This is a genomic window from Shewanella sp. UCD-KL21 (genome assembly GCF_001957135.1).
GTDB lineage: Bacteria > Pseudomonadota > Gammaproteobacteria > Enterobacterales > Shewanellaceae > Shewanella.
On sequence record NZ_MPHK01000033.1, the window covers coordinates 1 to 25,717 of the forward strand.

A 25,717-nucleotide genomic window follows, 5' to 3' on the forward strand; every position below is an offset into this window, starting at 1 on the left:
ACTAGCTAATCCCACCTAGGTTCATCCAATCGCGAAAGGCCCGAAGGTCCCCTCCTTTCCCCCGTAGGGCGTATGCGGTATTAGCAGTCGTTTCCAACTGTTATCCCCCTCGACTGGGCAGATCCCTAGGCATTACTCACCCGTCCGCCGCTCGTCAGCAAATTAGCAAGCTAATTCCTGTTACCGCTCGACTTGCATGTGTTAGGCCTGCCGCCAGCGTTCAATCTGAGCCATGATCAAACTCTTCAATTAAAGTTTTGTTGAAACATCCACTCTTATAAATAAAAGCTTCGTTTCGRCTCAATGAATTCTGATTTCGATTTAAAGACTCGGAAGAATCTCTAAAACGTTTGTTACATATTGCTATGAACACTCATTGTTACATTGAGTAATAATTTTGATTGCATCCTAAGATGCAATTTCGATTAACTTAATGCCTGTGAATGTCCACACAGATTTCTTGTTTGATTTGTTAAAGAGCGTTGCTAATCATGTAAGAAATAATCTTTCATATCAGCAGCCATTTGACGCTAGGTCATTGGCTTGAGGAGGCGTATTCTACACTTCCCGTTGTTGGCGTCAAGTCATTTTTAAGGTTAATTTAAAATGCTTTTCAACCGGTTAATTATGATGCTTTAAAAGCAGCTTAATTAACGCTAACACCTTGAGCCTATTGGCTTGTCGCCGTGTCAGTGGATGCGCATTATAGGGAAGTTAAGATTTAGCGCAAGGGCTTTTAGTGATAAAAAAGCAAAAAAAAGATCGCATGATGATCTTTTCATCAAATGCGATCTTTTTTAAGCTATTTAAGTGTAATTAGTCTAATAAGTCAGCAATGTTATATCACTATCGTTAGACTTTAATTGCCTTTATTGAAACTGCTGTAAAAACTCAACGGCGTTTTCATCATCCCAATCGACATAAGTACGTACATAAGCAACCAATTCACCTTCTTTATTTAGAATAAAGGTCGCTGGTATGGTGTCTAGTGGGAATACTTCACGTAAATTCTGTCTTGAATCGTAGTAGGAATTAAAAGTACCTAAGCCAATCGAGTCAAGAAATGGACTGACTTGCTTTTTGCCTTCTGCATCTATAGAGATTGGCATCAACACATATTCGTCTTTGCTCAGTGTTTTCTCTAATCGGTTTAATGCGGGTAGCTCTCTTACACATGGAGGACACCAGGTCGCCCACATATTAATGATAACAACTTTGCCTTTATGGGCTTCGAAATCAACTTCATTACCTTCGGCATCATTAAAACCAATGTGTGCAATAGGAAACGGCTGCGCTAATACATTTATCTTATCAAGTGTTGATTGACTAACATGCTGTTGCTGCTTTTCCATTCCAGGATATGAATTAGCGGTAAAACTTACCGCTAATGCACCAAGCATGATCAATTTGATCATCTTGTTCATTTTTCATCTCGCTGTTGCTTGCTTGCTAATAAAGCGGCTAACTCGTCACGATCTGTGTCGGTTAACTCTTGCTCCACGTTTGCTTCTTTACCACGTTGTTTACGAACAACAACCAATGCAATGTAAAGTGCAATAAGCATAAGTACAAATGGGCCAATCCATAGAATGTAGGTCTTAGGATCTAGTCTTGGCTTATATAGTACAAAGTCACCATAGCGACTTGTCATAAACTCGACAATTTGATCATCACTCTTTCCTTCATCAACCATGGTGTAAACTTCAAGACGTAGGTCTTGGGCTACAGGCGAATTAGAATCGATCAAGTTCTGGTTTTGACACTGCGGGCAACGTAATGAGTGCGCTAAGTTCAACGCACGCTTTTGGTTATCGGTAGATTTAAATTCATAAGTATCTACTGGCGTTGCCATCACATTAAAAGCTAAAACTAAACTTGTCATCAAGCCAACAAGTATTTTCAATGTTTTCATTATTAAACTCCGTCTTGTTTAGCTTCAGCTTGTAACTGTTGGATCATTGGGTAGAGTGTTTCACTCCAGACATTACTATCAACTGGTCCCGCATAGCGGAAACGGATAATACCGTTATGGTCAACAATGAAACTTTCTGGTGCTCCATATACCCCAAGGTCTAGACCTAAACGTCCATCTTTATCAAAAATGTTAAGCGCGTAAGGATCGCCTTCACGACTTAACTCGCGTATTGCTGGCCCACGCTCATCTCGATAATTAACACCATAAATAGGTAAAATATTTTTACGCGCAAGCATCATTAAAAAAGGATGTTCGTATTTACATGCTGGGCACCATGTAGCCCAAACATTGATCAGCGACACTTCACCTTTTAAGTCAGCTTGCGTTAGCATTTCACCCGGTGTTTCAAGGCGTTCAAGTTGGAAAGCCGGTACCGGCTTTCCTTCTAGTGCTGAATCCAGCTTTTGCGGATTTAAGAATAACCCCTGATAAAGAAAAACTCCCATCCCCAAAAACAATACCAATGGTATAAACAGCACCAACTTTTTCATACTTTCTCCGATATATTAAGCAGTGGCTAATTTTGCTTGTTCTGCTTCTTCTTTAGCAGTTTTAGCTTCTTTAACGCGGTAACGCTTGTCTGATGCAGCTAAGAAACCGCCGACCATCATAAAGATTGAACCAAACCAAATCCAACGAACAAACGGTTTATAGTTAAGACGTACAGCAAATTGAGTCATGCTCAATGGATCGCCCATGGTCACATATAGATCACGGAACAAGCCCCAATCAATACCCGCTTCAGTCATATCCATCGTACGTACATTATATTGACGACGATCAGGTCTTAATAATGTAACAAATTCGTCATCGTAATAAACTTCAATCTGACCTTGTTGCGCGGTGTAGTTAGGACCAACAACGTTTTTGGTTTCAATATAGTTAAAGGTATAACCCGCTAACTCTTCACTGAGACCTGGGCCCATACGAACACTTTTCTCAATCGAATAGTTAGACACCATAGTGGCACCAACAATTGATACGGCAATACCTAAATGGGCAATAATCATCCCCATTTCACTACGGCCAATCTTGTTAAGAGTGAACTTACCTTCTTTGTCAGTTACTAGGTTATATGCAGCTCTGAATGTTGCTAGTGCTACCCATGTCGCAGCAGCAATACCGAATGCAACCCAAAGGTTCATCTCGTTACCAGCGATAAATGGTGTAGCCAAACCAACAATGGCAGCCACAATCGCAGGGATCATAAGTTGGCGTTTAATCTCACCCGCTTTAGATTTTTTCCAGCGAATGATTGGGCCAATACCCATGAAGCCAAACAGTACAAGTACAATTGGTACAAATACAGCGTTGAAATACGGAGGTCCTACAGAGATTTTGCCCATACCTAATGCATCAATTAGCAATGGATATAGCGTACCAAGTAGTACGGTACCAGCTGCAACGGTTAATAACACATTACATACAAGTAGGAAGGTCTCTTTTGATTTGAGTTCAAATCTTGCAGGGCTGCTCATTTGACTTGCTCTTAACGCAAACAGGGTCAAGGAGCCACCAACGGCGAGGCCAAGCAAGAGTAGAATAAACATACCACGACTTGGGTCGGCTGCGAATGAATGCACTGATGTTAAGACACCAGAACGAACAATAAAGGTACCTAGCAAGCTTAATGAGAAAGCGAAGATAGACAGTAATACGGTCCAGTTACGGAATGCGCCACGTTTTTCAGTCACAATGAGTGAATGCACTAACGCTGTACCGATTAACCAAGGCATGAATGATGCGTTTTCTACTGGATCCCAGAACCACCATCCGCCCCAGCCAAGTTCGTAGTATGCCCACCAAGAACCCAACGAGATACCACCAGTTAGAAATACCCAAGCTGCGAGTGTCCAAGGACGTGACCAACGAGCCCAAGCTGAATCTAAACGACCACTCATGAGTGCAGCAATAGCAAATGCAAAGCTAACTGAGAAACCAACATAACCCAAGTACAACATTGGTGGATGGAAGATTAAGCCCACGTCTTGCAACATTGGGTTTAAATCTCGGCCTTCCATAGGAATTGGAAAAATACGCTCAAATGGGCTTGAAGTGATTAGCATGAATAAAGAGAAGCCAACAATGATCATTGCTAATACCGCAAGTACTCGTGCGATAAAGACCTCTTCCATACCTTTACTGAACAATGCAACAGATGCAGCCCAGACAGATATAGAGAATACCCAGAATAGAAGTGAACCTTCATGACCACCCCACACTGCTGCAATCTTAAAGAAGATTGGCAATTGTGAGTTTGAATGATGTGCGACGTAAGCCACAGAGAAGTCATCAACGGCAAAACTATAGCCTAGGCTGATAACTGAAAGAGCGATGAAAAAGAACATACCGTAACAAATTGGCCAAGCATATCTTACGAGATACTGGTCCTTACGGGCTGCACCAATTAACGGCACGGTCATTAATAGCATGGCAAATGCCACACCTATAATGAGCGAGAAGTGTCCAAGTTCTGGGATCATGGGTATTCCTCAGTGTGATAAAAGTTGGTCCGAAGCTAATCAAACCAACGCATAACTAACATAATGCTATATATCAGCTACATTAACATTAGCTAATACGAATTTTGTTATATTTTAGTATTTGCTGTTGTTTATGTCTGCCTATTTCATGCAAAACTGGGTTACTTGTCTCATTCTCAAAAAAATAGAGATTAAAAACACAAAGTTATAACAGCTAAGCCTATGACTAAAAAAGTTCATTTTAGTTTCGTTTGATTTCAAAGGTGGTTATTTATTTGTGAACCAGTGCCCAACTATAAGGATTCTGAGTAAGTTAAATCGTATATTACTGTTCAATGAATCATCTTTACGTATAATCTAGCACTCAAGTTAGGCGGCAATTCCGCTTTATTTTTTCAGCAACCTAAAAGTGAATATTGAAACAATGACCACATTTTGGATATTTATTGCGCTTGTCGTACTCATCAGTTTAATGCTGATTTGGATCCCTCATTTTCGTCAGCAAAAAATGCTATCTGCTGAAGAATCAGGCGTACGTAAGCAAACTAACCTTGAACTCTTCAACGAACGTGCAGGCATTTTAGCTAAAGAACTTGAAGAAGGCTTGCTTGATCAAACAGAGTTTGACGCGCTTAAAAAAGAACTAGAAATTGGTCTTCTGCAAGATATGAAGATTGCTGGTGACGATTCTTTAGATACGAAATTAAAAGCAAAAGGGATCTTATGGCCATCAATTATGACCGTTGGTGTCTTGGCTGTTTCAGGTTACTTTTACTCAACCCTTGGTGCTTACCAGGAGTTAGCTACCCCGCCACAAGCTGAAGCATCGCCGCATCAAGGTATGAGCAATGAGCAGATTATGGCTCAACGTGTACAAATGATGGAGCAGCAAGTTCAAGCTGAGCCAGAAAACAGCCAAGCTTGGTTTAGCTTAGGTCACGCTTATATCTCAGCAAACCAGTTTGACCATGCTGTTGCCTCTTTTGATAAGGTGATGGAATTAGTTGGTACTGCGTCTGAATTATTAGGCCCTAAAGCGACTGCACTGTATTACAAAAATGGTCAGCAAATGAATTCTCAGATTCAAGCGCTTGTTGATCAATCGTTAGCATTAGATCCAAACGACCCATCTACCTTGTTACTTGTCGGTATGGATGCGTTTTTCACCGCTGACTATCAAAGCGCAATCACAGCTTGGCAATCAATTTTAGATAGCGATCGTAAAGATGTAGATCGCACTGCACTGATGAATGCTATTGAATCTGCCAAAATGCGTATTCAAGCTGAAACGGGAGTGATGCCAAACGATAGCACTCATAACCCAATGGCAGCAGCGACAACCGAAGCAGGTGTTAAAACGGTCGATGTTGCAATATCAATTGCACCTGAGTTAGCCGATCAAGTTAACTCTTCAGATATGGTATTTATCTTCGCCCGTTCAACTCAAGGCCCAAAAGTACCTTTAGCTGCGACTAAAATCAGTGCCAACAGTTTACCTGTAACCGTGACACTTGATGACACGACTTCAATGGGTGGCGATGTAAAACTAAGCAGTGCTGAAAATGTAGAAATTATCGCAGTGCTATCAAAACATGGCAGTGTGAAGGCGCAACCTGGTGATTTAAAAGGTATCGTTGCATCAGTTGCTGTGGGTAAAGAAGCTACACTATTACTTGATACAGTGGTTCAATAATCCACTATCAATAAATAGACATAAAAAAACCGGCTAATAAGCCGGTTTTTTTTATTGAGCAATCTAAAATTACTTAGACATAAACTCAATAGCGTTTTTGTAATCTTCATCAGTACAATCAGTACACATTCCACCTGGTGGCATTGCATTTAAACCTGTTTTGACTGTTGCAACTAATGCATCAAGACCTTTAGCTAAACGTGGTTCCCAAGCTGCAGCGTCGTGAGTCTTTGGTGCACCAGCAACTCCCATGCTGTGACATACTGTACACGCTTTGTTATAAACCGCTTCGCCATCTTGGGCAAAAACGTTTGAAGACAAAGTCAACGCGGCAACTGCAGTCATTGCTAATAATTTTTTCATGTTCATCGTTCCTAAATGCAAATAAATTAAGAGCTCAACGCCACCTTTTAATGAAGGCAGACTTATAAATCGCCATCAGATTACTACAAACTTCAATAAAACTCACCTTTTTGTGACAAGAATCTCACCTTAGCGTCCAAATGAAGACAATAAGCTAAGATAAAGTAATATATTAGAGAATCATGAAAAAGTTCACATAAGATGTATTTTATTGGAACCACTTCAAATACCTAGCACATAGATGAGCTGAATGCTAAACCGCTAATTGTGTTTATGTTAATATAAAATTGTATTCATCTTTAACAGTGATAATGAGGGCTAAGTGACAGAAAACATTCAACGGCCGACCTTAATAAGAGCGAATGAGTTAACCTGTATTCGTGAAGATCGCATTCTGTTTGACGAATTGAGTTTTGAAATTAACGCTGGTGATATTGTCCAAATTGAAGGTCCAAACGGTGCCGGAAAAACCAGTTTACTACGCATAATTGCCGGACTTTCAAGGCCATACGCTGGTGAAGTCGAATATATCGATACCGATATCACACAATGCCGTGATGAATTTAATGAAGATTTACTTTACCTAGGTCACTTAGCAGGTGTTAAAAGTGAGTTAACAGCAAAAGAAAATCTTAACTTCAATTTAAGGTTAACTGGTTATGATGACTTTGATAGTTACGATATATTAGCCAAAGTTAACTTAGGCGGTTTTGAAGAAGCCCTAGCAGGACATTTATCTGCAGGTCAACATCGTCGCACCGCATTAGCAAGACTGTGGCATACCAATTGTCGTATTTGGATTTTAGACGAGCCATTTACCGCCATTGATAAAAAAGGTGTTGAAGAGTTAGAGCAATTATTTATTCAGCACACTAAAAATGGGGGTTGCGTGATTATGACAACTCACCAAGATATGGGCATCATTACTGATGATGTGCTTCGTAAGATCAAACTAGACTATCGCTTCGTATAAGGTACAACAATGAAAAGAGGCATAAGTTACACCCAAGCATTTATGACATTGTTGCATCGGGATCTAAAAATCGCCATACGACATCGTGGTGATATTTTTAACCCGTTATTATTCTTTGTACTGGTAGTGACATTGTTTCCGCTAGGCATTGGCCCAGAACCACAAGTATTATCACGTGTGGCACCAGGCATTATTTGGGTCGCAGCCCTACTAGCATCGATGCTGTCATTGGAACGTTTATTTAAAGCCGATTTTAGTGATGGCAGCTTAGAGCAAATGTTGCTCAGCCCACAGCCATTATCAATATTGGTATTATCAAAGGTATTGGCACACTGGATTTTAACCGGTGTACCATTAATATTAGTGGCACCTTTACTTGCAGTACTGCTGCATTTAGATAGTAATAGCTATGGCGCACTAATCTCGACACTAGCAGTAGGAACACCAGTGTTGTCGCTTCTTGGTGCTATTGGTGTCGCATTAACGGTTGGATTACGCAAAGGCGGCGTTCTACTAAGCTTGCTAATTTTACCGCTATATATACCTGTTCTCATCTTCGCTACCAGTGCGATTGATGCGGCTGGAATGAATTTACCCTACACTGGTCAACTTGCCATCATTGGTGCAATGTTGGTCGGATCATTAGTTATGGCACCATTTGCAATTGGTGCTTCATTAAGAGTGAGTACAAACTAAATGTGGAAATGGCTACATTCATACGCTGATCCTGAGCGTGCTTATAAACTATCAGGTACGTTATTACCTTGGTTTGCTTGTTTAGCAATTGGCTTAATCGGTGTCGGAACCACTTGGGGATTAGTTTTTGCCCCAATGGATTATCAACAAGGCGATAGCTTCCGTATTATTTATGTCCATGTTCCTGCTGCTTCAATGTCTATGGCCGCTTATATGGCTATGGCATCAGCTTCGTTTGTCGGGATCGTATGGCAAATCAAAGCTGCTGATTGGGCCGCAGCTGCCATTGCACCAATTGGCGCTGTAATCACCTTTATAGCCTTATTCACTGGCGCCTCTTGGGGTAAACCAATGTGGGGTACTTGGTGGGTATGGGATGCACGTCTAACATCTGAATTAGTGCTGTTATTCTTATATTTAGGGGTTATCTCACTTTATGCCTCATTCGAAGACAAAGTACTCGCCGCTCGAGCTGCAGGTATTTTGGCAATCGTCGGTGTAATTAACATCCCGATCATTAAGTATTCTGTAGATTGGTGGAGTAGCTTACATCAGCCAGCAACGATTAAGATCACTGAAAAATCAACCATGACAGGCGACATGCTTTACCCATTACTTATGAACATTTTTGGTTTTGGTATGATGATTGGCGCATTAACACTGGTACGTTTTAGAGCTGAAATTCTTGCGCGTAATGGTATGCGTCCTTGGGTAAGAGACATGGCAAAACAAGAGGCAGCAAAATAATGCAATTTGATTCATTAGCAGATTTTTTCAATATGGGCGGCTATGCTTTCTATGTATGGCTTTCATACGGGGTTACTTTCGGTAGTCTTGGCCTGTTGATCATGTTGAGCCTGAGACAAAAGAAATCAATTTTAGCTGAAATAGCTAAGAAGATTGAGCGTGAAGAACGCTTAAAAGAAACTAGGAGTAGCAGATAGTGAATTCAAGACGCAAAAAGAGATTAACACTAGCAGTCGCATTAATTGCAGGTGTTGCCGGTATCGCATCATTATTAATATATGCGCTAAATTCGAACTTAAACTTATTCTATACTCCGTATGAAATTGTAAACGGTAAACCAGATACAGGTGACAAACCTGAAGTTGGTCAACGTATACGTGTAGGTGGTATGGTGACCTTAGGCTCAATGGTTCGTGATCCTGATAGTTTACATGTTGAATTTGCCATTCACGATATTCTTGGTGGCGAAATCATCGTAACATTTGATGACTTGTTGCCTGATCTATTCCGTGAAGGACAAGGTATTGTTGCACAAGGCGTATTAACAGAGCCTGGCGTGTTACAAGCAACTGAAGTACTTGCAAAGCATGATGAAAATTACATGCCTCCAGAAGTTGCTGAAGCCATGGGCCAAAGCCATGAAAAATTAGATTACTCGGAGCAAACTCAATCCGAAGGTTATAAATACAAGTAATCCAAGGTTAAGTAGCGACCATACGGAATTTAAGATTCATCCATAAGCTAATAACCATGTAAAGCACTGATCATAATTGGTCGGTGCTTTTTTATTTGGTTTGCACAATTAAAGAATAGGAGTCCAGCATGAGCTTTAAGCTTACTGTAAACCTCAAACAACAAAAGGTAATGTTTAACCAAAATATTGTGATAATAAATCCCCCTGAATTATTTGGAATGTTCCCCCAAAAAACGATAACGTGCTAATTACACTGAAAATGAAAACCCTTGCCTCTACGCACTTGTAAACGGGCTTATATTAGCAAGGCGACTCGCCCCATATTAATCGTAATAAGCTGACAGGAAGCTTTTAGATTGCTCTCAAGCGTTATATATCTAATACCTACAGCGCATGAATAACTAACATGCCCGCTAGCACTGCACAAAATCCTTCTTTAAAAAATCCCTTGAACAAAACTATATTCTACGTTCAAGCAAACCCCAATGCCAAACCAAGGCTCAACAGTTCTAGTTGACTTGAAGACCTTTTTTAACTACTAACCAAGCAAAATCTTTTGATCGCTGCTGAATAAAATCTCGAATTAATCAAAATAAATCAGATAATTAGCAACCGGGGTTCAAATAACAGCGAAGTCATTTTAGTTGTCCACTACATTCTGAGTCTAAGCAAGCCGGGACACTTGGAATTAAAGACTCAGGTGGACTTGTTTAACATGTGCTGCTTGAAAAAATAAGTGGTTATGTAACGCTCCCTTAAAATCAGAATGCTTTAAATAGAGTTTTCCATTTACACTAAACGAAATGGAGAATCACATGAAAAAGACACGTTTTACTGAAAGCCAAATTATCAATACCCTCAAAGAAGGCGAGTCTGGCGCACTCACTGTGCCAGAGTTATGCCACAAACATAATGTGGGTCAAAGTACCTATTTCAAATGGAAGTCTAAATATGGTGGTATGCAAGCCTCTGATTTATCCCGTATGCGTGAATTAGAAGCCGAGAACGCCAAACTTAAAAAGATGTTTGCTGATGTCAGCTTACAAAACATGGCACTCAAAGATATTGTTGAAAAAAAGCTATAAAGCCAGCAGAGCGAAAGGTCTTAGCCCACTATGCCATTCATGAGTTTGGCCTAGGTGTTGTGTTGGCTTGTGATGCGTTACGTATCAGTCGTTGCACATTTTATTATCAACTCAAACGTATCGATGATAATGACATCATTGAAGCGGTATCTGACATTGCTGAAAAACATAAGGCTTATGGATTTCGCAAGATATTTAAACGGCTACGACTCCTAGTGCATAAATGGAACCATAAACGTGTGTACCGTATTTATTGTGGTTTGAAGCTAACTTACGTCGAAAAGGCAAAAAACGCTTAACTTTTCGTGAGCCTGAGCCGCTATCTGTTCCTGCAAAGGCAAATGAATGCTGGTCGATGGATTTTATGAGCGATAACTTGTTCTCAGGAAAGTCGTTTAGAACATTTAATGTCATTGATGATTATCATCGTGAAGCTTTAGCTATAGAAGTGGACTCAAGCTTACCAGCGCAACGGGTTATACGTGTACTGGATAGAATAGCTGCCTATCGCGGTTATCCAAAGCGTTTAAGGCAAGATAATGGCCCGGAGTTAATCTCACATGCACTTGAGGTTTGGGCAGAGCATCATGGCATCAAGTTAGATTTTATTAAGCCAGGTAAGCCGGAGTAAAGTACTATGAGAAATAAATTAGTAAAGATGATTTAAGTTAAATTCTTCGAAAATTAGACATAAAAAAACCGAGCTAGGCTCGGTTTTTTTAAATGAGTAATAAATTACTCTGCAGCTTCTACTTCAACAGCTTCAGCAGCTTCAGGGCGACCTACTAACTCGATGTAAGCCATAGGGGCTTTATCACCGGTACGTAGACCACACTTAAGAATACGAGTGTAACCACCAGGACGTTCCTGGAAGCGTGGACCCAATTCAGTAAATAACTTACCTACAACTTCAGCGTCGCGGGTACGAGCGAAAGCTAAACGGCGATTTGCAACGCTGTCAACTTTAGCAAGTGTTATTAGAGGCTCAACTACGCGGCGCAGTTCTTTCGCTTTAGCTACTGTAGTCTTGATTAACTCATGACTAACTAGTGAGCATGCCATGTTACGGAACATAGCTTGACGATGACTGCTGTTGCGGTTTAGTTGACGACCACTCTTACGATGGCGCATGACCTAATCCTTATAATCTTTAATCTGTACTAACTAAACTGGGACTTATAGGTCGTCTGCTAAACTAGCTGGAGGCCAGTTTTCTAGACGCATACCTAAAGACAATCCGCGAGACGCTAATACATCCTTAATTTCAGTAAGAGACTTCTTACCTAAATTAGGAGTCTTGAGCAACTCAACTTCAGTGCGTTGTACTAGATCTCCGATGTAATGAATCGCTTCAGCCTTCAAACAGTTGGCTGAACGTACAGTTAGCTCTAAATCGTCGACAGGACGCAACAGAATCGGATCAAACTCCGGTTTCTCTTCTACAACAGTCTGTTCAGTCACATCACGTAGATCTACGAACGCATCTAGCTGTTCAGCTAAAATTGTTGCAGAACGACGAATTGCTTCCTCAGGATCAATAGTACCATTAGTGGTCATATCGATAACGAGTTTATCTAAATCAGTACGTTGCTCTACACGTGCCGCTTCAACATTATATGCAATGCGAGCAACAGGTGAGAATGAAGCATCAACCAACAAGCGACCAATTGGGCGATCATCGTCTTCGGTTTGTGCACGAGCCGAAGCTGGAACATAACCACGACCACGCTCAACACGGATACGCATGCTGATATCATTGTTACCAGTCAAATGACAGATAACATGATCAGGATTCATAATGGTAACATCACCATCATGTGTGATATCTGCTGCTGTAACAGGGCCTGTTCCTGACTTACTTAAAGTAAGTAAAGCTTCATCCTTACCCTCAATGTTTACCGCTAAACCTTTAAGGTTAAGCAATATCTCAAGGATATCTTCTTGTACGCCTTCTTTGCTACTGTACTCATGTAACACGCCGTCGATTTCGACTTCAGTTACGGCACAGCCAGGCATAGACGACAATAAGATACGACGCAAAGCGTTGCCTAATGTGTGACCAAAACCACGTTCTAGTGGTTCTAGCGTAACCTTGGCACGAGTTGGGTTAACCTGCTCTATGTCAACGAGACGCGGTTTTAGAAATTCTGTAACAGAACCCTGCATTGTGTCCTCTCTTGTTTGTTAGCTTTACTTAGAGTAAAGCTCGACGATCAGCTGTTCGTTAATTTCCGCAGACAAATCGCTACGTTCTGGTAGACGCTTGAAAGCACCTTCCATTTTCGCGCTGTCGACTTCAACCCATGTAGGCTTCTCACGTTGACCAGCCACTTCTAAAGCCGCTTTAATACGAGCTTGAGTACGTGACTTTTCACGGATGCTTACAACATCATTCGCAGACACTTTGAATGACGGAATGTTAACAACACGACCGTTAACCACGATTGATTTGTGGCTTACTAATTGACGTGATTCAGCACGAGTCGCACCGAAACCCATACGATAAACAACGTTATCTAAACGGGTTTCTAAAAGACCAAGTAGGTTTTCACCAGTGTTGCCTTTTAGACGTGCAGCTTCTTTGTAGTAGTTACGGAATTGCTTTTCTAGCACACCGTACATACGACGAACTTTTTGTTTCTCGCGTAGCTGTAAACCGTACTCTGATAAACGTGGCTTACGTGCGCCATGTTGACCAGGTGCAGCTTCAAGCTTACACTTCGAATCGATTGCTCTCACACCGCTTTTTAGGAAAAGGTCTGTACCTTCTCTGCGGCTGAGCTTGAGCTTAGGACCCAAGTATCTTGCCATGATCTTTCTCCAACTATCCTATATACGACGTGTTATACACGACGCTTTTTAGGTGGGCGACAGCCATTATGAGGGATAGGTGTCACATCGGTAATGTTGGTGATTTTATAACCAACAGCGTTCAGCGCACGAATGGCTGACTCACGACCTGGACCTGGACCCTTTACGAAAACTTCAAGGTTTTTAACACCGTAATCTTGTGCAGCAATACCTGCACGCTCAGCAGCAACCTGCGCAGCGAACGGTGTAGATTTACGTGAACCACGAAAACCTGAACCGCCAGAGGTAGCCCAAGACAACGCATTACCTTGACGATCTGTAATGGTGACAATTGTGTTGTTGAAAGATGCATGGATATGAGCCATACCATCTGCAACCTGTTTACGTACGCGCTTACGCGGAGAACGTGACGGAACTTTAGCCATTTTGGTTTACCTTCCCGTTACTTTCTAATTGGTTTACGTGGACCTTTACGCGTACGCGCATTGGTCTTAGTACGTTGCCCACGAAGAGGCAGGCTACGGCGATGGCGGAGACCACGATAACAACCAAGATCCATAAGACGCTTGATGTTCATTGAAATCTCACGACGTAAGTCACCCTCTACTGAGTATTTGGCAACTTCTTCGCGTAGAATATCTATTTGAGCTTCGCTCAATTCCTTGATCTTAGCATCTTCAGCGATTGAAGTAGCTGCGCAGATTTCTCTAGCGCGCGTACGTCCAATACCAAAAATTGCAGTCAATGCGATGACTGTGTGCTTTTGATCAGGAATGTTAATGCCAGCGATACGGGCCACTATGCACTCCTTAATATGTTAAAGGTCGACTGCGAAAAGCCCGAAAGGATACTCGACAGCCAACAAATTTGCAAACATTATTTGCTCAGTTCTATTTAGAACTGAGCAAATATCTTTTTTTAGCCTTGACGCTGTTTGTGTTTTGGTTCAACACAAATCACACGTACAACGCCACTACGCTTGACGATCTTGCAATTACGGCAGATCTTCTTCACGGAAGCTCGAACTTTCATTTCATCACTCCGTTAAAAGCTATTAGCGACCAAAGCGATCTAAATTCGCTTTGTTTACTAGGTTAGCTTTCTTCATCACAGACTCATACTGATGAGACATCATATGGGTCTGAACCTGAGCCATGAAGTCCATGATTACGACTACAATAATTAGTAGTGAAGTACCGCCAAAATAGAACTGTACTTTCCACGCAATTAACATGAACTCCGGAATTAAACAGATAAAGGTAATATAAATCGCACCCGCTAGGGTCAAACGAGTCATTACTTTATCAATGTAACGCGAAGTCTGTTCTCCAGGACGAATCCCAGGAATGAACGCACCACTTTTCTTCAAGTTATCAGCTGTCTCACGTGGGTTAAACACCAACGCAGTATAGAAGAAACAGAAGAAAACGATAGCTGTTGCATACAATAATGAATACAGCGGTTGTCCTGGTGACACAGCTAAAGCGAAATCGCTTAACCATGACATGGACTCATTTGCACCAAACCACTGAGCCAGTGTGCCTGGGAACAAAATAATGCTGGATGCAAAAATTGGCGGAATCACACCTGCCATGTTCACTTTAAGAGGTAAATGTGTGCTTTGCGCTGCGAAAACCTTGCGGCCTTGCTGACGCTTAGCGTAGTTAACGACGATACGACGTTGACCACGTTCAACAAATACAACTAAATAAGTAACTGCAAATACGATTACTGCTAATAGCAACAGTACCAGTACATTCAAATCACCTTGACGAGCCTGTTCAGCCGTTTGGCCGATAGCAGACGGTAAACCAGCAACAATACCTGCGAAAATTAATATCGAGATACCATTACCAATACCACGTTCAGTAATTTGCTCACCTAGCCACATTAAGAACATTGTTCCTGTCACTAGACTCACAACTGCAACAAAGTAAAAACCAAAACCTACATTGACCACAAGGCCAGGTACTAGGCTTGGTAAACCTGTTGCAATACCAATCGATTGAAGCGTACCCAACACTAACGTTCCGTATCTAGTGTACTGACTAATTTTCTTTCTTCCTGACTCGCCTTCTTTTTTCAATTCAGCAAGGGCAGGATGAACAACTGTCAATAATTGCATGATAATCGATGCCGAAATATACGGCATGATACCTAATGCAAAGATAGAGGCACGCTCTAAAGCACCACCCGAGAACATGTTAAACATGCCAAGGATGGTATCTTTTTGTTGAGCAAACAGATCTGCTAACACAGCTGCGTCAATACCAGGAATTGGTACAAACGAACCGGCTCTAAAGACGATAATCGCACCAATCACGAACAGGAGACGGGTTTTCAATTCAGATAAACCGCCTTTCGCGCTTTTTAAATCAAGTCCTGGTTTTGCCATCGACGTATTATTCCTCGATCTTGCCGCCGGCAGCTTCAATAGCTGCACGTGCACCTTTGGTTACCTTCAGACCTTTAACGGTCACTGGGCGTTCAATGGTACCTGAAAGAACGATTTTCGCAAACTGTATGTTGCGAGTAATTACGTTCGCATCTTTCAGTGCATTAAGGTCGATAACATCACCGTTAACTTTTGCTAGTTCGAGTAAACGAACTTCAGCTGAGACCAAAGCTTTGCGCGAGGTAAAACCGAATTTAGGTAAACGAATTTTAAGAGGCATTTGACCACCCTCAAAACCGATACGCACACCGCCGCCAGAACGAGACTTTTGTCCCTTATGACCACGACCTGCAGTTTTACCTAAACCAGAACCAATACCACGACCTACACGCTTAGGAGCAGACTTAGATCCTGCTGCTGGAGATAGAGTATTTAAACGCATTATTAATCCTCCACCTTAACCATGTAGTAAACTTTATTAACCATACCGCGAACTGAAGGAGTATCTTCAACTTCAACGGTGTGGCCAATACGTCTTAGGCCTAAACCTAATAAACAGGCACGGTGCTTTGGCAAACGACCAATCGCACTCTTTGTCTGTGTTACTTTAAACGTTTTAGTAGCCATGGTGCATTAACCTCGAATTTCATCAACATTCAAGCCGCGCTTAGCTGCAACTTGTGCTGGTGACTTCATGTGCACCAACGCATCGACAGTAGCTCGAACGATGTTGATCGGGTTAGTAGAACCGTATGCTTTTGACAGAACGTTATGAACGCCTGCTACTTCCAATACGGCACGCATTGCGCCACCGGCAATAATACCGGTACCTTCCGATGCTGGTTGCATGTAAACACGCGAACCAGTATGGCGACCTTTAACTGGGTGATGCAGTGTACCTGCGTTCAACTCCACGGTTACCATGTTACGACGGGCTTTTTCCATTGCTTTTTGAATAGCAGCTGGAACTTCGCGCGCTTTACCATAGCCATAGCCAATCTTACCGTTACCATCACCTACCACTGTTAGTGCGGTGAAGCTAAAGATACGACCACCTTTAACTACTTTAGAAACACGATTAACTGCAATCAATTTCTCTTGCAAATCGTCTTTCTGCTGAGCTTCTAATTTAGCCATTTTTATAACCCCTTAGAATTTCAGGCCAGCTTCACGAGCTGCGTCAGCTAATGCTGCTACGCGACCGTGATACTTGAAACCAGAACGGTCGAATGCAACCGAAGTTACACCTTTTTCGATCGCACGCTCTGCAACAGTTTTACCCACTGCTTTAGCTGCGTCTACGTTACCGGTACTCTTTAGTAGTTCTTTAACCGCTTTTTCAACGGTTGAAGCAACTGCCAACACCTGAGCTTCAGGATTAATCACCTGAGCATAAATGTGACGCGGTGTACGATGTACAACCAGACGGTTCACGCCCAGCTCTTGGATCTTCTTACGAGCACGCAGAGCGCGACGTAAGCGAGATGTTTTCTTATCCATATCGCGTTACCTACTTCTTCTTAGCCTCTTTACGGCGTACTTGCTCGTCTGCATAACGAACACCTTTGCCTTTATAAGGCTCTGGTGGACGATAGCCACGAATCTCAGCAGCAACCTGACCAACTAACTGTTTATCAACGCCCGAAAGGACGATGTCAGTTTGGCTAGGACACTCTGCAGTAACACCTGCGGGAAGTTTGTGAACCAATGGATGTGAGAAACCTAAAGTTAGATCTAGGTTTGAACCAGCTGCTTTCGCACGGTAACCAACACCAATTAACTTTAATTTTTTAACAAATCCTTCAGAAACACCAACAACCATGTTGTTTACTAGTGCACGAGCTGTACCTGCTTGAGCCCAAGCGTTAGCAACGCCTTCAACTGGACCAAAACTTAGTACGCCGTTGTCTAGAACAACACTTACCGCTTTGTTGATTTCTCGAGTCAAACTACCTTTAGTACCTTTTACGGTGATAGTTTGTTCGTTTAAGGTCACCTCTACGCCGGCAGGAATAGACACTGGTGCTTTTGCTACACGTGACATACCTAGCTCCTTACGCTACGTAGCAGATAACCTCGCCACCCATGCCTGTTAGGCGGGCAGCACGATCGGTCATCAAGCCTTTAGAAGTGGACACAATTGCGACACCCAGACCGCCCATCACCTTTGGAAGTTCGTTTTTACCTTTGTAAATACGAAGACCAGGACGACTTACGCGCTGGATAGTCTCAACGACTGGTTTGCCTTGGAAATACTTTAAAGTGATTTCTAATTCAGGCTTGGCTTCTTCTGCTACGGCGTAGTCAGTAATATAACCTTCATCTTTAAGTAATTTCGCAATTGCTACTTTTAACTTAGCTGAAGGCATCTTTACTGATACTTTGTTAGCAGCTTGGCCGTTACGAATACGTGTTAACATATCCGCAATAGGATCTTGCATGCTCATATTAGCTTACTCCGTGACAAGTGCTTACCAGCTGGCCTTACGTAGACCAGGAACTTCACCACGCATAGTAGCTTCACGTAATTTAATACGGCTAAGGCCGAATTTACGTAAGAAACCATGTGGGCGACCAGTTTGATTACAACGGTTGCGTTGACGCGCAGCGCTAGAATCACGAGGTAGAGCTTGTAACTTAAGAACAGCTTCCCAACGGTCTTCGTCAGAAGTCGCAGGTGCGCTGATAATAGCCTTAAGTGCTAAACGCTTTTCAGCATATTTAGCTACGAGCTGTGCACGCTTTGCTTCACGTGCTTTCATAGATGATTTTGCCATTATGCTACCCTTATTTCTTGAATGGGAAGTTAAATGCGTCTAACAAAGCACGACCTTCTTCATCATTCTTCGCAGTAGTAGTGATAACAATATCCATACCACGAATCTTATCGATTTTATCGTAATCGATTTCTGGGAAGATGATTTGCTCACGCACACCCATTGCGTAGTTACCACGACCGTCAAACGCTTTTGCGCTTAGGCCACGGAAGTCACGAATACGTGGGATTGCAATGTCAACTAAACGCTCTAAAAATTCCCACATACGCTCACCGCGTAGGGTAACTTTACAGCCAATAGGGTAGCCTTCACGGATTTTAAAACCAGCAACTGATTTACGTGCAACAGTTACAACTGGTTTTTGGCCAGCGATTGCAGTCATATCACGGAGCGCATGCTCCATAACTTTTTTGTCTGCAACGGCTTCGCCTACACCCATATTAAGGGTGATTTTTTCAATCCGAGGGACTTGCATGACACTGGTATATTCGAACTTTTTAGAAAGTTCTGCAATAACAGTCTCTTGATATTTATCATGCAGTTTCGCCATCGTTTACTCCGTTTACTTAATGAGTTCACTATTCGATTTAAAGAAACGGACTTTTTTGCCGTCTTCGAATCGGAAACCAACACGATCTGCCTTGCCTGTGGCTTGGTTAAAGATCGCTACGTTTGATGCTTGCATCGCTGCTTCTTTCTCGATTACACCACCAGTTACGCCCAATTGTGGGTTTGGCTTTTGGTGTTTTTTAACAAGATTGATGCCTTCAACAATCAACTTACCAGTAGGTAGGACTTGAGAAACTTTAGCTCGTTTACCCTTGTCTTTACCTGCTAATACAATTACTTCGTCTTCACGACGGATTTTAGCTGCCATTTTGAAGCTCCTTACAGTACTTCTGGTGCCAGAGAGACGATTTTCATAAACTGCTCATTGCGCAATTCACGTGTCACTGGTCCAAAAATACGAGTACCAATCGGTGCAAGGTTTGCGTTAAGCAAAACTGCTGCATTCCGATCGAAGCGAATGACAGAACCATCTGGACGACGTACGCCTTTCTTAGTACGGACTACCACCGCGTTATATACATCACCTTTCTTCGCTTTAGCGCGAGGAATAGCTTCTTTAACAGAAACCTTGATGACGTCGCCGATACCGGCATAACGACGATGAGAGCCACCCAAGACCTTAATACACTGAACTCTACGAGCGCCACTGTTACACGCGACGTCTAGAGTCGATTGCATTTGGATCATTTTAAGTGCTCCGCTATCGTTACTACAAAACCCCGAAATTGGGATCATATTTGTCCACTTCTTGAACATTTCATACCTTGCTAATTACTCATTAGCATTGAATGCAATTTGTTCAAAAATGGGGCGCAAGTATAACACCAAAATATTGGGTTGCATAGTATAAAAAAACAAACGGCCCCAAGCATTGGAGCCGTTTACTATAACCTAATGATTACTAGGCTTTTGTTACTACTTCAACAAGTGTCCAAGACTTAGTCTTAGAAAGAGGACGACACTGACTAATAGTCACTACGTCACCTTCATTACACTGATTGGTTTCGTCATGTGCATGGATCTTAGTTGTACGCTTAATGTACTTCCCATAAATAGGATGTTTCACTTGGCGTGCAATAGCAACAGTAATAGACTTGTCCATTTTGTTGCTAAGAACTCGACCTTGCAAAGTACGGATTTTATCAGACATTACGCACCTGCCTTAGAAGTAATAATGGTCTTAACACGTGCAATGTTACGACGCACTAATTTCAATTGATTCGTTTGAGTCAACTGACCAGTAGCGTGTTGCATACGCAGGTTAAACTGCTCACGCAGCAGACCAAGTAATTCAGCGTTAAGTTCTTCAACGCTCTTTTCTCTTAGTTCGCTCGCTTTCATTACATCACCGTCTTAGTTACGAAGGTAGTCTTAATAGGAAGCTTGGCAGATGCTAAAGCAAACGCTTCACGCGCTAACTCTTCAGATACACCATTCATCTCATAAAGAACCTTACCAGGTTGAATCTGACATACCCAGTATTCAACGTTACCCTTACCTTTACCCATACGCACTTCAAGAGGCTTAGAGGTAATTGGCTTGTCAGGGAAAACTCGAATCCAAATTTGTCCTTGACGTTTAATGTGACGTGTCATGGCACGACGTGCAGATTCGATTTGACGTGCTGTTAAACGGCCACGGCCGACAGCTTTCAAACCGAAAGTACCAAAGCTAACTTCAGTACCGTTCGCTAGACCGCGGTTACGGCCTTTGAACATCTTGCGAAACTTCATACGTTTAGGTTGCAGCATTAAAGTTTCTCCTATTTACCACGAGGCTTGCGCTTAGACTGCTGCTTCGGCTCTTCTAACGCTACAACGTTACCGTCTAGAACTTCACCTTTGAAGATCCAAACTTTAACGCCAATCACACCGTATTGGGTGTGACTTTCAGCTGTAGAATAGTCGATATCAGCACGCAGAGTATGTAGAGGTACACGACCTTCACGATACCACTCAGAACGTGCGATTTCAGCTCCGCCTAAACGGCCGCTCACTTCAACTTTGATACCTTGAGCACCAATGCGCATTGCGTTTTGAACTGCACGCTTCATAGCGCGACGGAACATAACACGACGCTCTAATTGCTGTGCAATACTGTCAGCAACTAATTTTGCGTCTAACTCAGGCTTACGGATCTCAGCGATGTTGATTTGAGCAGTAGTGCCTGTAATTTTAGATACATGTGCACGTAATACTTCAACGTCTTCACCTTTCTTACCAATCACAACACCTGGACGGGCAGTGTGAATAGTAACGCGGATGCTCTTCGCAGGACGCTCGATAACGATTTTAGATACTGATGCAGCCTTCAATTTCTCTGTAAGATATTGACGAACTTCCCAGTCGCTGTTCAGATTATTCGCATAATCTGACTTATCGGCGTACCAAGTAGAGATCCAAGGCTTCGTGATACCCAGACGGATACCATTAGGATGTACTTTCTGTCCCATTGCTCTCTTCTCCTAGCGATCTGATACAACCACTGTAATGTGGCTGGTACGCTTCATGATACGATCAGCGCGGCCTTTGGCACGAGGCATGATGCGCTTCATAGTTGGTGCTTCGTCAACAAAGACTTGGCCAACTTTAAGCTCATCGATATCTGCACCTTCGTTGTGTTCGGCGTTTGCGATAGCTGAGTCTAGTACTTTCTTAACCAGTACGGCGGCTTTCTTAGGGCTGAAGGTCAAAATCTCAAGCGCCTTAGATACAGGCAACCCGCGAATTTGATCAGCAACTAGACGGGCCTTCTGCGCAGACGTACGGGCAAAACGATGTTTAGCTAAAACTTCCATCTTATGTCTCCCGTATTAACGCTTCTTCGCTTTCTTATCTGCAGCGTGGCCGCGATAAGTGCGAGTTGGTGAAAATTCACCAAGCTTATGACCGATCATTTCGTCAGTTACGAACACAGGAACGTGCTGACGACCATTATGGACAGCGATGGTCAACCCAATCATATTTGGGATGATCATTGAGCGGCGAGACCAAGTCTTAATTGGTTTTTTATCTCCCGCTTCCATCGCTTTCTCTACCTTCTTCAGCAAGTGCAGGTCAATGAAAGGACCTTTCTTGAGAGAACGTGGCATGGGCGAATCCTCTTACTATTTATTACGACGACGTACAATGTACTTGTCGGTGAGCTTATTACTACGAGTTTTATAACCCTTAGTTGGCACACCCCATGGACTTACTGGATGACGACCACCAGATGTACGGCCTTCACCACCACCGTGTGGATGGTCTACCGGGTTCATTGCAACACCACGCACTGTAGGGCGTACGCCTCTCCAGCGTTTAGCACCTGCTTTACCTAACTGGCGTAGCATGTGTTCGGCATTACCAACTTCACCGAATGTTGCACGACAATCAACAGGCACTTTGCGCATTTCGCCAGAGCGAAGACGTAAAGTTGCATATTGGTTATCACGAGCAACAACTTGAACATAAGCACCAGCTGAACGCGCGATTTGAGCACCTTTACCAGGTTTCATTTCGACTGCATGCACAACACTACCCACTGGGATGTTGCGAAGCGGCATTGCGTTACCGGTTTTGATGTCTGCATCCAAACCAGATTGGATTGCATCACCAGCTTTCATGCCTTTTGCAGCAAGAATGTAGCGACGCTCACCGTCTGCGTACAATACTAACGCGATGTTAGCTGTACGGTTTGGATCATATTCCAGACGTTCAACTTTTGCAGGGATACCGTCTTTATTGCGTTTGAAATCAATAATACGGTAATGCTGCTTGTGTCCACCACCAACGTGACGAACAGTGATGCGACCCGTATTGTTACGGCCACCACTTTTAGATTTCTTAGCCAACAGGCCTGCAAAAGGTTTCCCTTTATGCAAGTCGCTGTTCACCACTTTAACAACGTGGCGACGACCTGGAGAGGTTGGCTTACACTTAATAACTGCCATGATAATTCTCCTTTGCTTACTCAGCGCCACCGACGAAATCGATGTCAGCACCAGCAGCTAAAGTTACATAGGCTTTTTTCCAATCGCTACGACGACCAACACGGCCACCGGTGCGCTTAGTTTTGCCTTTGTTTACCAAAGTGCGAACACTATCAACTTCAACTTCGAAAAGTTTCGCTACAGCAGCTTTAATCTCTGCTTTAGTCGCATCGATTGCTACGCGGAAAACTACAGTGTTGTTTTTCTCAGCTAATACAGTGCTCTTTTCAGAAACATGTGGCGCTAAGATAACTTTTAGCAAACGTTCTTCGGTGATCATGCTAGCATCTCCTCGATTTGCTTCACTGCATCAGCAGTAACAAGAACAGTGTTGAACGCGATTAGACTAACTGGGTCTAGACCCGCTACGTCACGTACGTCAACCTTGTATAAGTTGCGTGCTGCTAAGAATAAATTCTCATCAACATCTGCAGTAACAATTAGAACGTCTTCTAGTTGCATTTCTTTTAACTTAGCTTTCAGCTCTTTAGTTTTAGGAGCTTCAACACTAAAAGATTCAACAACGACTAAACGCTCTTGACGTACCAATTCAGAAAGAATGCTTTTTAGAGCACCACGGTACATCTTTTTGTTAACTTTTTGGCTGTGATCTTGTGTTTTAGCAGCGAATGTTACGCCACCGCCACGCCAGATTGGGCCTTTAACACTACCGGCACGAGCGCGGCCTGTGCCTTTCTGGCGCCAAGGCTTTTTGCCTGAGCCAGTTACTTCCGCACGAGTCTGTTGAGCACGAGTGCCCTGACGCGCGTTTGCAGCGTAAGCTACAACTACCTGATGGACCAATGCCTCGTTAAAGTCACGGCCGAAGGTAGTTTCGGAAACTTCAAGAGCGCTTTGCGCGTCTTTCAATACCAATTCCATTACTATCTCCTCAGACCTATGCTTTAACGGCTGGCTTGATAATCAAGTCACCATTGGTAGCGCCAGGAACAGCACCTTTTACCAATAACAAGTTACGCTCTGCATCTACACGTACAACGTCTAGATTTTGAGTAGTTACTTGCTCGGCACCCATGTGGCCAGACATTTTCTTACCTTTGAAAACGCGACCAGGTGTCTGGTTTTGACCAATAGAACCATTAGATCTATGAGCCAATGAGTTACCATGTGTCATATCTTGAGCGTGGAAGTTCCAGCGTTTAATACCGCCTTGGAAGCCCTTACCTTTAGATTGACCAGTAACATCAACTTTCGCTGTATCTGCGAAGATATCAACGTTAAGTTCAGCACCAACTTCAATGCCTTCACCTTCACCATCTGCCAAACGCAATTCCCATAAACCTCGACCGGCTTCAACGCCGCTCTTAGCAAAATGGCCTGCTTCTGGCTTAGTGATGCGGTTGGCTTTTTTGGTACCAGTAGTTACTTGAAGAGCACGGTATCCGTCGTTTTCTAAAGTTTTCACTTGAGTTACGCGGTTACCAGCAATTTCAATTACTGTTACAGGGATTGAAGCGCCATCTTCTGTGAAGATGCGAGTCATACCCACTTTACGACCAATAAGACCGATAGCCATCTTTCAAACCTCTTCTAAGGATCTCAATTAACCTAAGCTAATCTGAACGTCGACACCAGCGGCAAGATCTAAACGCATTAATGCGTCTACAGTCTTTTCAGTTGGCTCTACGATGTCAACTAAGCGCTTGTGAGTACGAATTTCGTACTGATCACGTGCGTCTTTGTTGACGTGCGGAGAAGTCAAAATGGTATAACGTTCTTTACGCGTAGGAAGTGGAATTGGACCACGAACCTGTGCGCCTGTACGCTTAGCAGTTTCAACGATTTCCGCTGTTGATTGATCGATCAAACGATGATCAAATCCTTTCAAGCGGATACGGATTCTTTGGTTCTGCATTGACCAGAGCTCCTAAAATGCACACATAAAAAATCACCCTCTAGCTTCTTCCCAATGGAAAAGCAGAGCGAGATGATTTAACCGTAGACTCCCAATCGGAGTCAATTATGAAAATGAATAATCCAAATGATTAAACATTATATTACGCTGTCTAGGACAGCGAAGGGCAATTATACAGATCTAATTTCATAGATCAACCCCTGTGAACAAAAACTCTTCAATTTAGTGGTTCTGTTCAAGGCGGTGGATTTTACATGGATAAAATCAAAAAGCAACAGAAACAAAAAAGGAAGCCGAAGCTTCCTTTTTTCATGTGTTAACTAAAGGCGCTATTAAGCAACGATTTTAGCTACAACACCAGCACCAACAGTACGGCCACCTTCACGGATAGCGAAACGTAAACCGTCATCCATTGCGATTGGGTAGATTAGTGTAACAACCATTTTGATGTTATCACCAGGCATTACCATTTCTACGCCTTCTGGAAGCTCGATAGTACCAGTTACGTCAGTTGTACGGAAGTAGAACTGTGGACGGTAACCTTTGAAGAATGGAGTGTGACGTCCACCTTCTTCTTTCGAAAGTACGTATACTTCTGATTCGAAAGTT

42 protein-coding genes, 1 rRNA gene and 1 pseudogene are annotated in these 25,717 nt (G+C 42.7%); 9 read left to right on the plus strand and 35 right to left on the minus strand.

Annotated features, from left to right (window positions below; translation table 11 throughout):
- The 5 genes from BM739_RS19010 to BM739_RS19030 form a co-directional block, all read right to left on the minus strand.
- A 16S ribosomal RNA gene (locus BM739_RS19010) occupies window positions 1-252 on the minus strand; the annotation flags it as partial.
- Between the two features lie 617 nt (window positions 253-869).
- Window positions 870-1,424, minus strand: a complete 555-nt coding sequence (locus tag BM739_RS19015) for a TlpA disulfide reductase family protein (protein ID WP_076543203.1) — start codon at window positions 1,422-1,424, stop codon at window positions 870-872.
- Entirely contained in the window at window positions 1,421-1,912 is a 492-nt protein-coding gene (nrfF, locus tag BM739_RS19020; protein WP_076543204.1) for a heme lyase NrfEFG subunit NrfF, read from the minus strand. The genes BM739_RS19015 and nrfF overlap by 4 nt, the downstream gene beginning before the upstream one ends.
- 2 nt (window positions 1,913-1,914) lie before the next feature.
- Window positions 1,915-2,466 (minus strand): DsbE family thiol:disulfide interchange protein, encoded by a 552-nt coding sequence (locus BM739_RS19025; protein ID WP_076543205.1) that lies wholly within the window; start codon window positions 2,464-2,466, stop codon window positions 1,915-1,917.
- 15 nt (window positions 2,467-2,481) lie between these two features.
- A complete protein-coding gene (locus tag BM739_RS19030) occupies window positions 2,482-4,458 on the minus strand; it encodes a heme lyase CcmF/NrfE family subunit (RefSeq protein WP_076543206.1) in 1,977 nt (658 codons plus the stop codon).
- 424 nt (window positions 4,459-4,882) lie between these two features.
- Between BM739_RS19030 and ccmI the strand changes: the two genes are divergently transcribed.
- A complete protein-coding gene (ccmI, locus tag BM739_RS19035) occupies window positions 4,883-6,151 on the plus strand; it encodes a c-type cytochrome biogenesis protein CcmI (protein WP_076543233.1) in 1,269 nt (422 codons plus the stop codon).
- A gap of 69 nt (window positions 6,152-6,220) precedes the next feature.
- On the opposite strand, the gene BM739_RS19040 is transcribed toward ccmI, so the two are convergent.
- Window positions 6,221-6,514: a cytochrome c5 family protein gene (locus BM739_RS19040; RefSeq protein ID WP_076543207.1), complete on the minus strand. Its 294-nt coding sequence runs from the start codon at window positions 6,512-6,514 to the stop codon at window positions 6,221-6,223.
- A gap of 322 nt (window positions 6,515-6,836) precedes the next feature.
- Between BM739_RS19040 and ccmA the strand changes: the two genes are divergently transcribed.
- From ccmA to BM739_RS20050, 8 genes are all read left to right on the plus strand, one after another.
- Window positions 6,837-7,487: a cytochrome c biogenesis heme-transporting ATPase CcmA gene (ccmA, locus tag BM739_RS19045; protein WP_076543208.1), complete on the plus strand. Its 651-nt coding sequence runs from the start codon at window positions 6,837-6,839 to the stop codon at window positions 7,485-7,487.
- Window positions 7,488-7,496: 9 nt separating this feature from the next.
- Window positions 7,497-8,183, plus strand: a complete 687-nt coding sequence (gene ccmB, locus BM739_RS19050) for a heme exporter protein CcmB (RefSeq protein ID WP_076543209.1) — start codon at window positions 7,497-7,499, stop codon at window positions 8,181-8,183.
- Window positions 8,184-8,930, plus strand: a complete 747-nt coding sequence (ccmC, locus tag BM739_RS19055; RefSeq protein ID WP_076543210.1) for a heme ABC transporter permease CcmC — start codon at window positions 8,184-8,186, stop codon at window positions 8,928-8,930. It abuts the gene before it with no gap.
- Window positions 8,930-9,127 (plus strand): heme exporter protein CcmD, encoded by a 198-nt coding sequence (gene ccmD, locus BM739_RS19060; protein ID WP_076543211.1) that lies wholly within the window; start codon window positions 8,930-8,932, stop codon window positions 9,125-9,127. Before ccmC ends, ccmD begins: the two co-directional genes overlap by 1 nt.
- On the plus strand, window positions 9,127-9,624 hold the full coding sequence (gene ccmE, locus BM739_RS19065) for a cytochrome c maturation protein CcmE (protein WP_076543212.1): 498 nt from the start codon (window positions 9,127-9,129) through the stop codon (window positions 9,622-9,624). Before ccmD ends, ccmE begins: the two co-directional genes overlap by 1 nt.
- Window positions 9,625-10,439: 815 nt before the next feature.
- Window positions 10,440-10,709, plus strand: a complete 270-nt coding sequence (locus tag BM739_RS19070; protein WP_076543213.1) for a transposase — start codon at window positions 10,440-10,442, stop codon at window positions 10,707-10,709.
- Window positions 10,710-10,768: 59 nt separating this feature from the next.
- Window positions 10,769-11,008 carry an IS3 family transposase gene (locus tag BM739_RS20750; protein WP_368483163.1) on the plus strand — a complete coding sequence of 80 codons (240 nt, stop codon included), beginning with the start codon at window positions 10,769-10,771 and terminating at the stop codon, window positions 11,006-11,008.
- The gene (locus BM739_RS20050; protein WP_139326928.1) at window positions 10,963-11,340 is read left to right on the plus strand and encodes a DDE-type integrase/transposase/recombinase; all 378 of its coding nucleotides are present in this window, start codon (window positions 10,963-10,965) and stop codon (window positions 11,338-11,340) included. The genes BM739_RS20750 and BM739_RS20050 overlap by 46 nt, the downstream gene beginning before the upstream one ends.
- 104 nt (window positions 11,341-11,444) lie before the next feature.
- Here the strand turns inward: BM739_RS20050 and rplQ are convergent, their stop codons facing one another.
- The 29 genes and pseudogenes from rplQ to tuf form a co-directional block, all read right to left on the minus strand.
- A complete protein-coding gene (rplQ, locus tag BM739_RS19080) occupies window positions 11,445-11,840 on the minus strand; it encodes a 50S ribosomal protein L17 (protein WP_076543214.1) in 396 nt (131 codons plus the stop codon).
- Between the two features lie 45 nt (window positions 11,841-11,885).
- Window positions 11,886-12,875: a DNA-directed RNA polymerase subunit alpha gene (gene rpoA, locus BM739_RS19085; RefSeq protein ID WP_076543215.1), complete on the minus strand. Its 990-nt coding sequence runs from the start codon at window positions 12,873-12,875 to the stop codon at window positions 11,886-11,888.
- Between the two features lie 24 nt (window positions 12,876-12,899).
- Entirely contained in the window at window positions 12,900-13,520 is a 621-nt protein-coding gene (gene rpsD / locus BM739_RS19090) for a 30S ribosomal protein S4 (RefSeq protein ID WP_076543216.1), read from the minus strand.
- A 32-nt stretch (window positions 13,521-13,552) separates the two neighbouring features.
- A complete protein-coding gene (gene rpsK / locus BM739_RS19095; protein ID WP_011635661.1) occupies window positions 13,553-13,945 on the minus strand; it encodes a 30S ribosomal protein S11 in 393 nt (130 codons plus the stop codon).
- Between the two features lie 17 nt (window positions 13,946-13,962).
- The gene (rpsM, locus tag BM739_RS19100) at window positions 13,963-14,319 is read right to left on the minus strand and encodes a 30S ribosomal protein S13 (RefSeq protein WP_076543217.1); all 357 of its coding nucleotides are present in this window, start codon (window positions 14,317-14,319) and stop codon (window positions 13,963-13,965) included.
- Window positions 14,320-14,438: 119 nt separating this feature from the next.
- Complete coding sequence (gene rpmJ / locus BM739_RS19105) at window positions 14,439-14,552, minus strand: 50S ribosomal protein L36 (RefSeq protein WP_006083579.1); 114 nt, start codon at window positions 14,550-14,552, stop codon at window positions 14,439-14,441.
- Between the two features lie 22 nt (window positions 14,553-14,574).
- Window positions 14,575-15,915, minus strand: a complete 1,341-nt coding sequence (gene secY, locus BM739_RS19110) for a preprotein translocase subunit SecY (protein WP_076543218.1) — start codon at window positions 15,913-15,915, stop codon at window positions 14,575-14,577.
- A 7-nt stretch (window positions 15,916-15,922) separates the two neighbouring features.
- Window positions 15,923-16,357 (minus strand): 50S ribosomal protein L15, encoded by a 435-nt coding sequence (rplO, locus tag BM739_RS19115; RefSeq protein ID WP_055026491.1) that lies wholly within the window; start codon window positions 16,355-16,357, stop codon window positions 15,923-15,925.
- 2 nt (window positions 16,358-16,359) lie between these two features.
- Complete coding sequence (gene rpmD / locus BM739_RS19120) at window positions 16,360-16,542, minus strand: 50S ribosomal protein L30 (RefSeq protein WP_076543219.1); 183 nt, start codon at window positions 16,540-16,542, stop codon at window positions 16,360-16,362.
- 6 nt (window positions 16,543-16,548) lie between these two features.
- Window positions 16,549-17,052 (minus strand): 30S ribosomal protein S5, encoded by a 504-nt coding sequence (gene rpsE, locus BM739_RS19125; protein ID WP_076543220.1) that lies wholly within the window; start codon window positions 17,050-17,052, stop codon window positions 16,549-16,551.
- A 12-nt stretch (window positions 17,053-17,064) separates the two neighbouring features.
- Window positions 17,065-17,415, minus strand: a complete 351-nt coding sequence (rplR, locus tag BM739_RS19130) for a 50S ribosomal protein L18 (RefSeq protein WP_076543221.1) — start codon at window positions 17,413-17,415, stop codon at window positions 17,065-17,067.
- Between the two features lie 10 nt (window positions 17,416-17,425).
- Window positions 17,426-17,959: a 50S ribosomal protein L6 gene (gene rplF / locus BM739_RS19135; protein ID WP_076543222.1), complete on the minus strand. Its 534-nt coding sequence runs from the start codon at window positions 17,957-17,959 to the stop codon at window positions 17,426-17,428.
- 10 nt (window positions 17,960-17,969) lie between these two features.
- Window positions 17,970-18,362 carry a 30S ribosomal protein S8 gene (gene rpsH / locus BM739_RS19140; RefSeq protein ID WP_076543223.1) on the minus strand — a complete coding sequence of 131 codons (393 nt, stop codon included), beginning with the start codon at window positions 18,360-18,362 and terminating at the stop codon, window positions 17,970-17,972.
- A 24-nt stretch (window positions 18,363-18,386) separates the two neighbouring features.
- Entirely contained in the window at window positions 18,387-18,692 is a 306-nt protein-coding gene (gene rpsN / locus BM739_RS19145; protein ID WP_076543224.1) for a 30S ribosomal protein S14, read from the minus strand.
- A gap of 10 nt (window positions 18,693-18,702) precedes the next feature.
- Complete coding sequence (rplE, locus tag BM739_RS19150) at window positions 18,703-19,242, minus strand: 50S ribosomal protein L5 (RefSeq protein ID WP_076543225.1); 540 nt, start codon at window positions 19,240-19,242, stop codon at window positions 18,703-18,705.
- Window positions 19,243-19,254: 12 nt separating this feature from the next.
- Window positions 19,255-19,569 (minus strand): 50S ribosomal protein L24, encoded by a 315-nt coding sequence (gene rplX / locus BM739_RS19155; protein ID WP_076543226.1) that lies wholly within the window; start codon window positions 19,567-19,569, stop codon window positions 19,255-19,257.
- A gap of 11 nt (window positions 19,570-19,580) precedes the next feature.
- Complete coding sequence (rplN, locus tag BM739_RS19160) at window positions 19,581-19,949, minus strand: 50S ribosomal protein L14 (RefSeq protein ID WP_076543234.1); 369 nt, start codon at window positions 19,947-19,949, stop codon at window positions 19,581-19,583.
- A 214-nt stretch (window positions 19,950-20,163) separates the two neighbouring features.
- Window positions 20,164-20,412 (minus strand): 30S ribosomal protein S17, encoded by a 249-nt coding sequence (rpsQ, locus tag BM739_RS19165; RefSeq protein WP_055026501.1) that lies wholly within the window; start codon window positions 20,410-20,412, stop codon window positions 20,164-20,166.
- A complete protein-coding gene (gene rpmC / locus BM739_RS19170) occupies window positions 20,412-20,603 on the minus strand; it encodes a 50S ribosomal protein L29 (RefSeq protein ID WP_006083592.1) in 192 nt (63 codons plus the stop codon). The genes rpsQ and rpmC overlap by 1 nt, the downstream gene beginning before the upstream one ends.
- Window positions 20,603-21,013 carry a 50S ribosomal protein L16 gene (gene rplP, locus BM739_RS19175; protein ID WP_055026502.1) on the minus strand — a complete coding sequence of 137 codons (411 nt, stop codon included), beginning with the start codon at window positions 21,011-21,013 and terminating at the stop codon, window positions 20,603-20,605. Before rplP ends, rpmC begins: the two co-directional genes overlap by 1 nt.
- 11 nt (window positions 21,014-21,024) lie before the next feature.
- Window positions 21,025-21,714, minus strand: coding sequence for a 30S ribosomal protein S3 (rpsC, locus tag BM739_RS19180; protein ID WP_076543227.1), 690 nt, complete (start codon window positions 21,712-21,714; stop codon window positions 21,025-21,027).
- Between the two features lie 12 nt (window positions 21,715-21,726).
- Entirely contained in the window at window positions 21,727-22,059 is a 333-nt protein-coding gene (gene rplV / locus BM739_RS19185) for a 50S ribosomal protein L22 (RefSeq protein WP_076543228.1), read from the minus strand.
- A 15-nt stretch (window positions 22,060-22,074) separates the two neighbouring features.
- Window positions 22,075-22,353, minus strand: a complete 279-nt coding sequence (gene rpsS / locus BM739_RS19190; protein ID WP_006083596.1) for a 30S ribosomal protein S19 — start codon at window positions 22,351-22,353, stop codon at window positions 22,075-22,077.
- Window positions 22,354-22,368: 15 nt separating this feature from the next.
- Entirely contained in the window at window positions 22,369-23,193 is an 825-nt protein-coding gene (gene rplB, locus BM739_RS19195) for a 50S ribosomal protein L2 (RefSeq protein ID WP_076543229.1), read from the minus strand.
- 16 nt (window positions 23,194-23,209) lie between these two features.
- Window positions 23,210-23,512 (minus strand): 50S ribosomal protein L23, encoded by a 303-nt coding sequence (rplW, locus tag BM739_RS19200; protein WP_076543230.1) that lies wholly within the window; start codon window positions 23,510-23,512, stop codon window positions 23,210-23,212.
- Window positions 23,509-24,114, minus strand: a complete 606-nt coding sequence (gene rplD / locus BM739_RS19205) for a 50S ribosomal protein L4 (protein WP_076543231.1) — start codon at window positions 24,112-24,114, stop codon at window positions 23,509-23,511. The genes rplW and rplD overlap by 4 nt, the downstream gene beginning before the upstream one ends.
- 16 nt (window positions 24,115-24,130) lie before the next feature.
- On the minus strand, window positions 24,131-24,769 hold the full coding sequence (gene rplC, locus BM739_RS19210) for a 50S ribosomal protein L3 (protein ID WP_076543232.1): 639 nt from the start codon (window positions 24,767-24,769) through the stop codon (window positions 24,131-24,133).
- 27 nt (window positions 24,770-24,796) lie between these two features.
- Complete coding sequence (gene rpsJ / locus BM739_RS19215; RefSeq protein ID WP_055026509.1) at window positions 24,797-25,108, minus strand: 30S ribosomal protein S10; 312 nt, start codon at window positions 25,106-25,108, stop codon at window positions 24,797-24,799.
- 332 nt (window positions 25,109-25,440) lie between these two features.
- Window positions 25,441-25,717, minus strand: a pseudogene (gene tuf / locus BM739_RS19220) (elongation factor Tu); the annotation flags it as partial.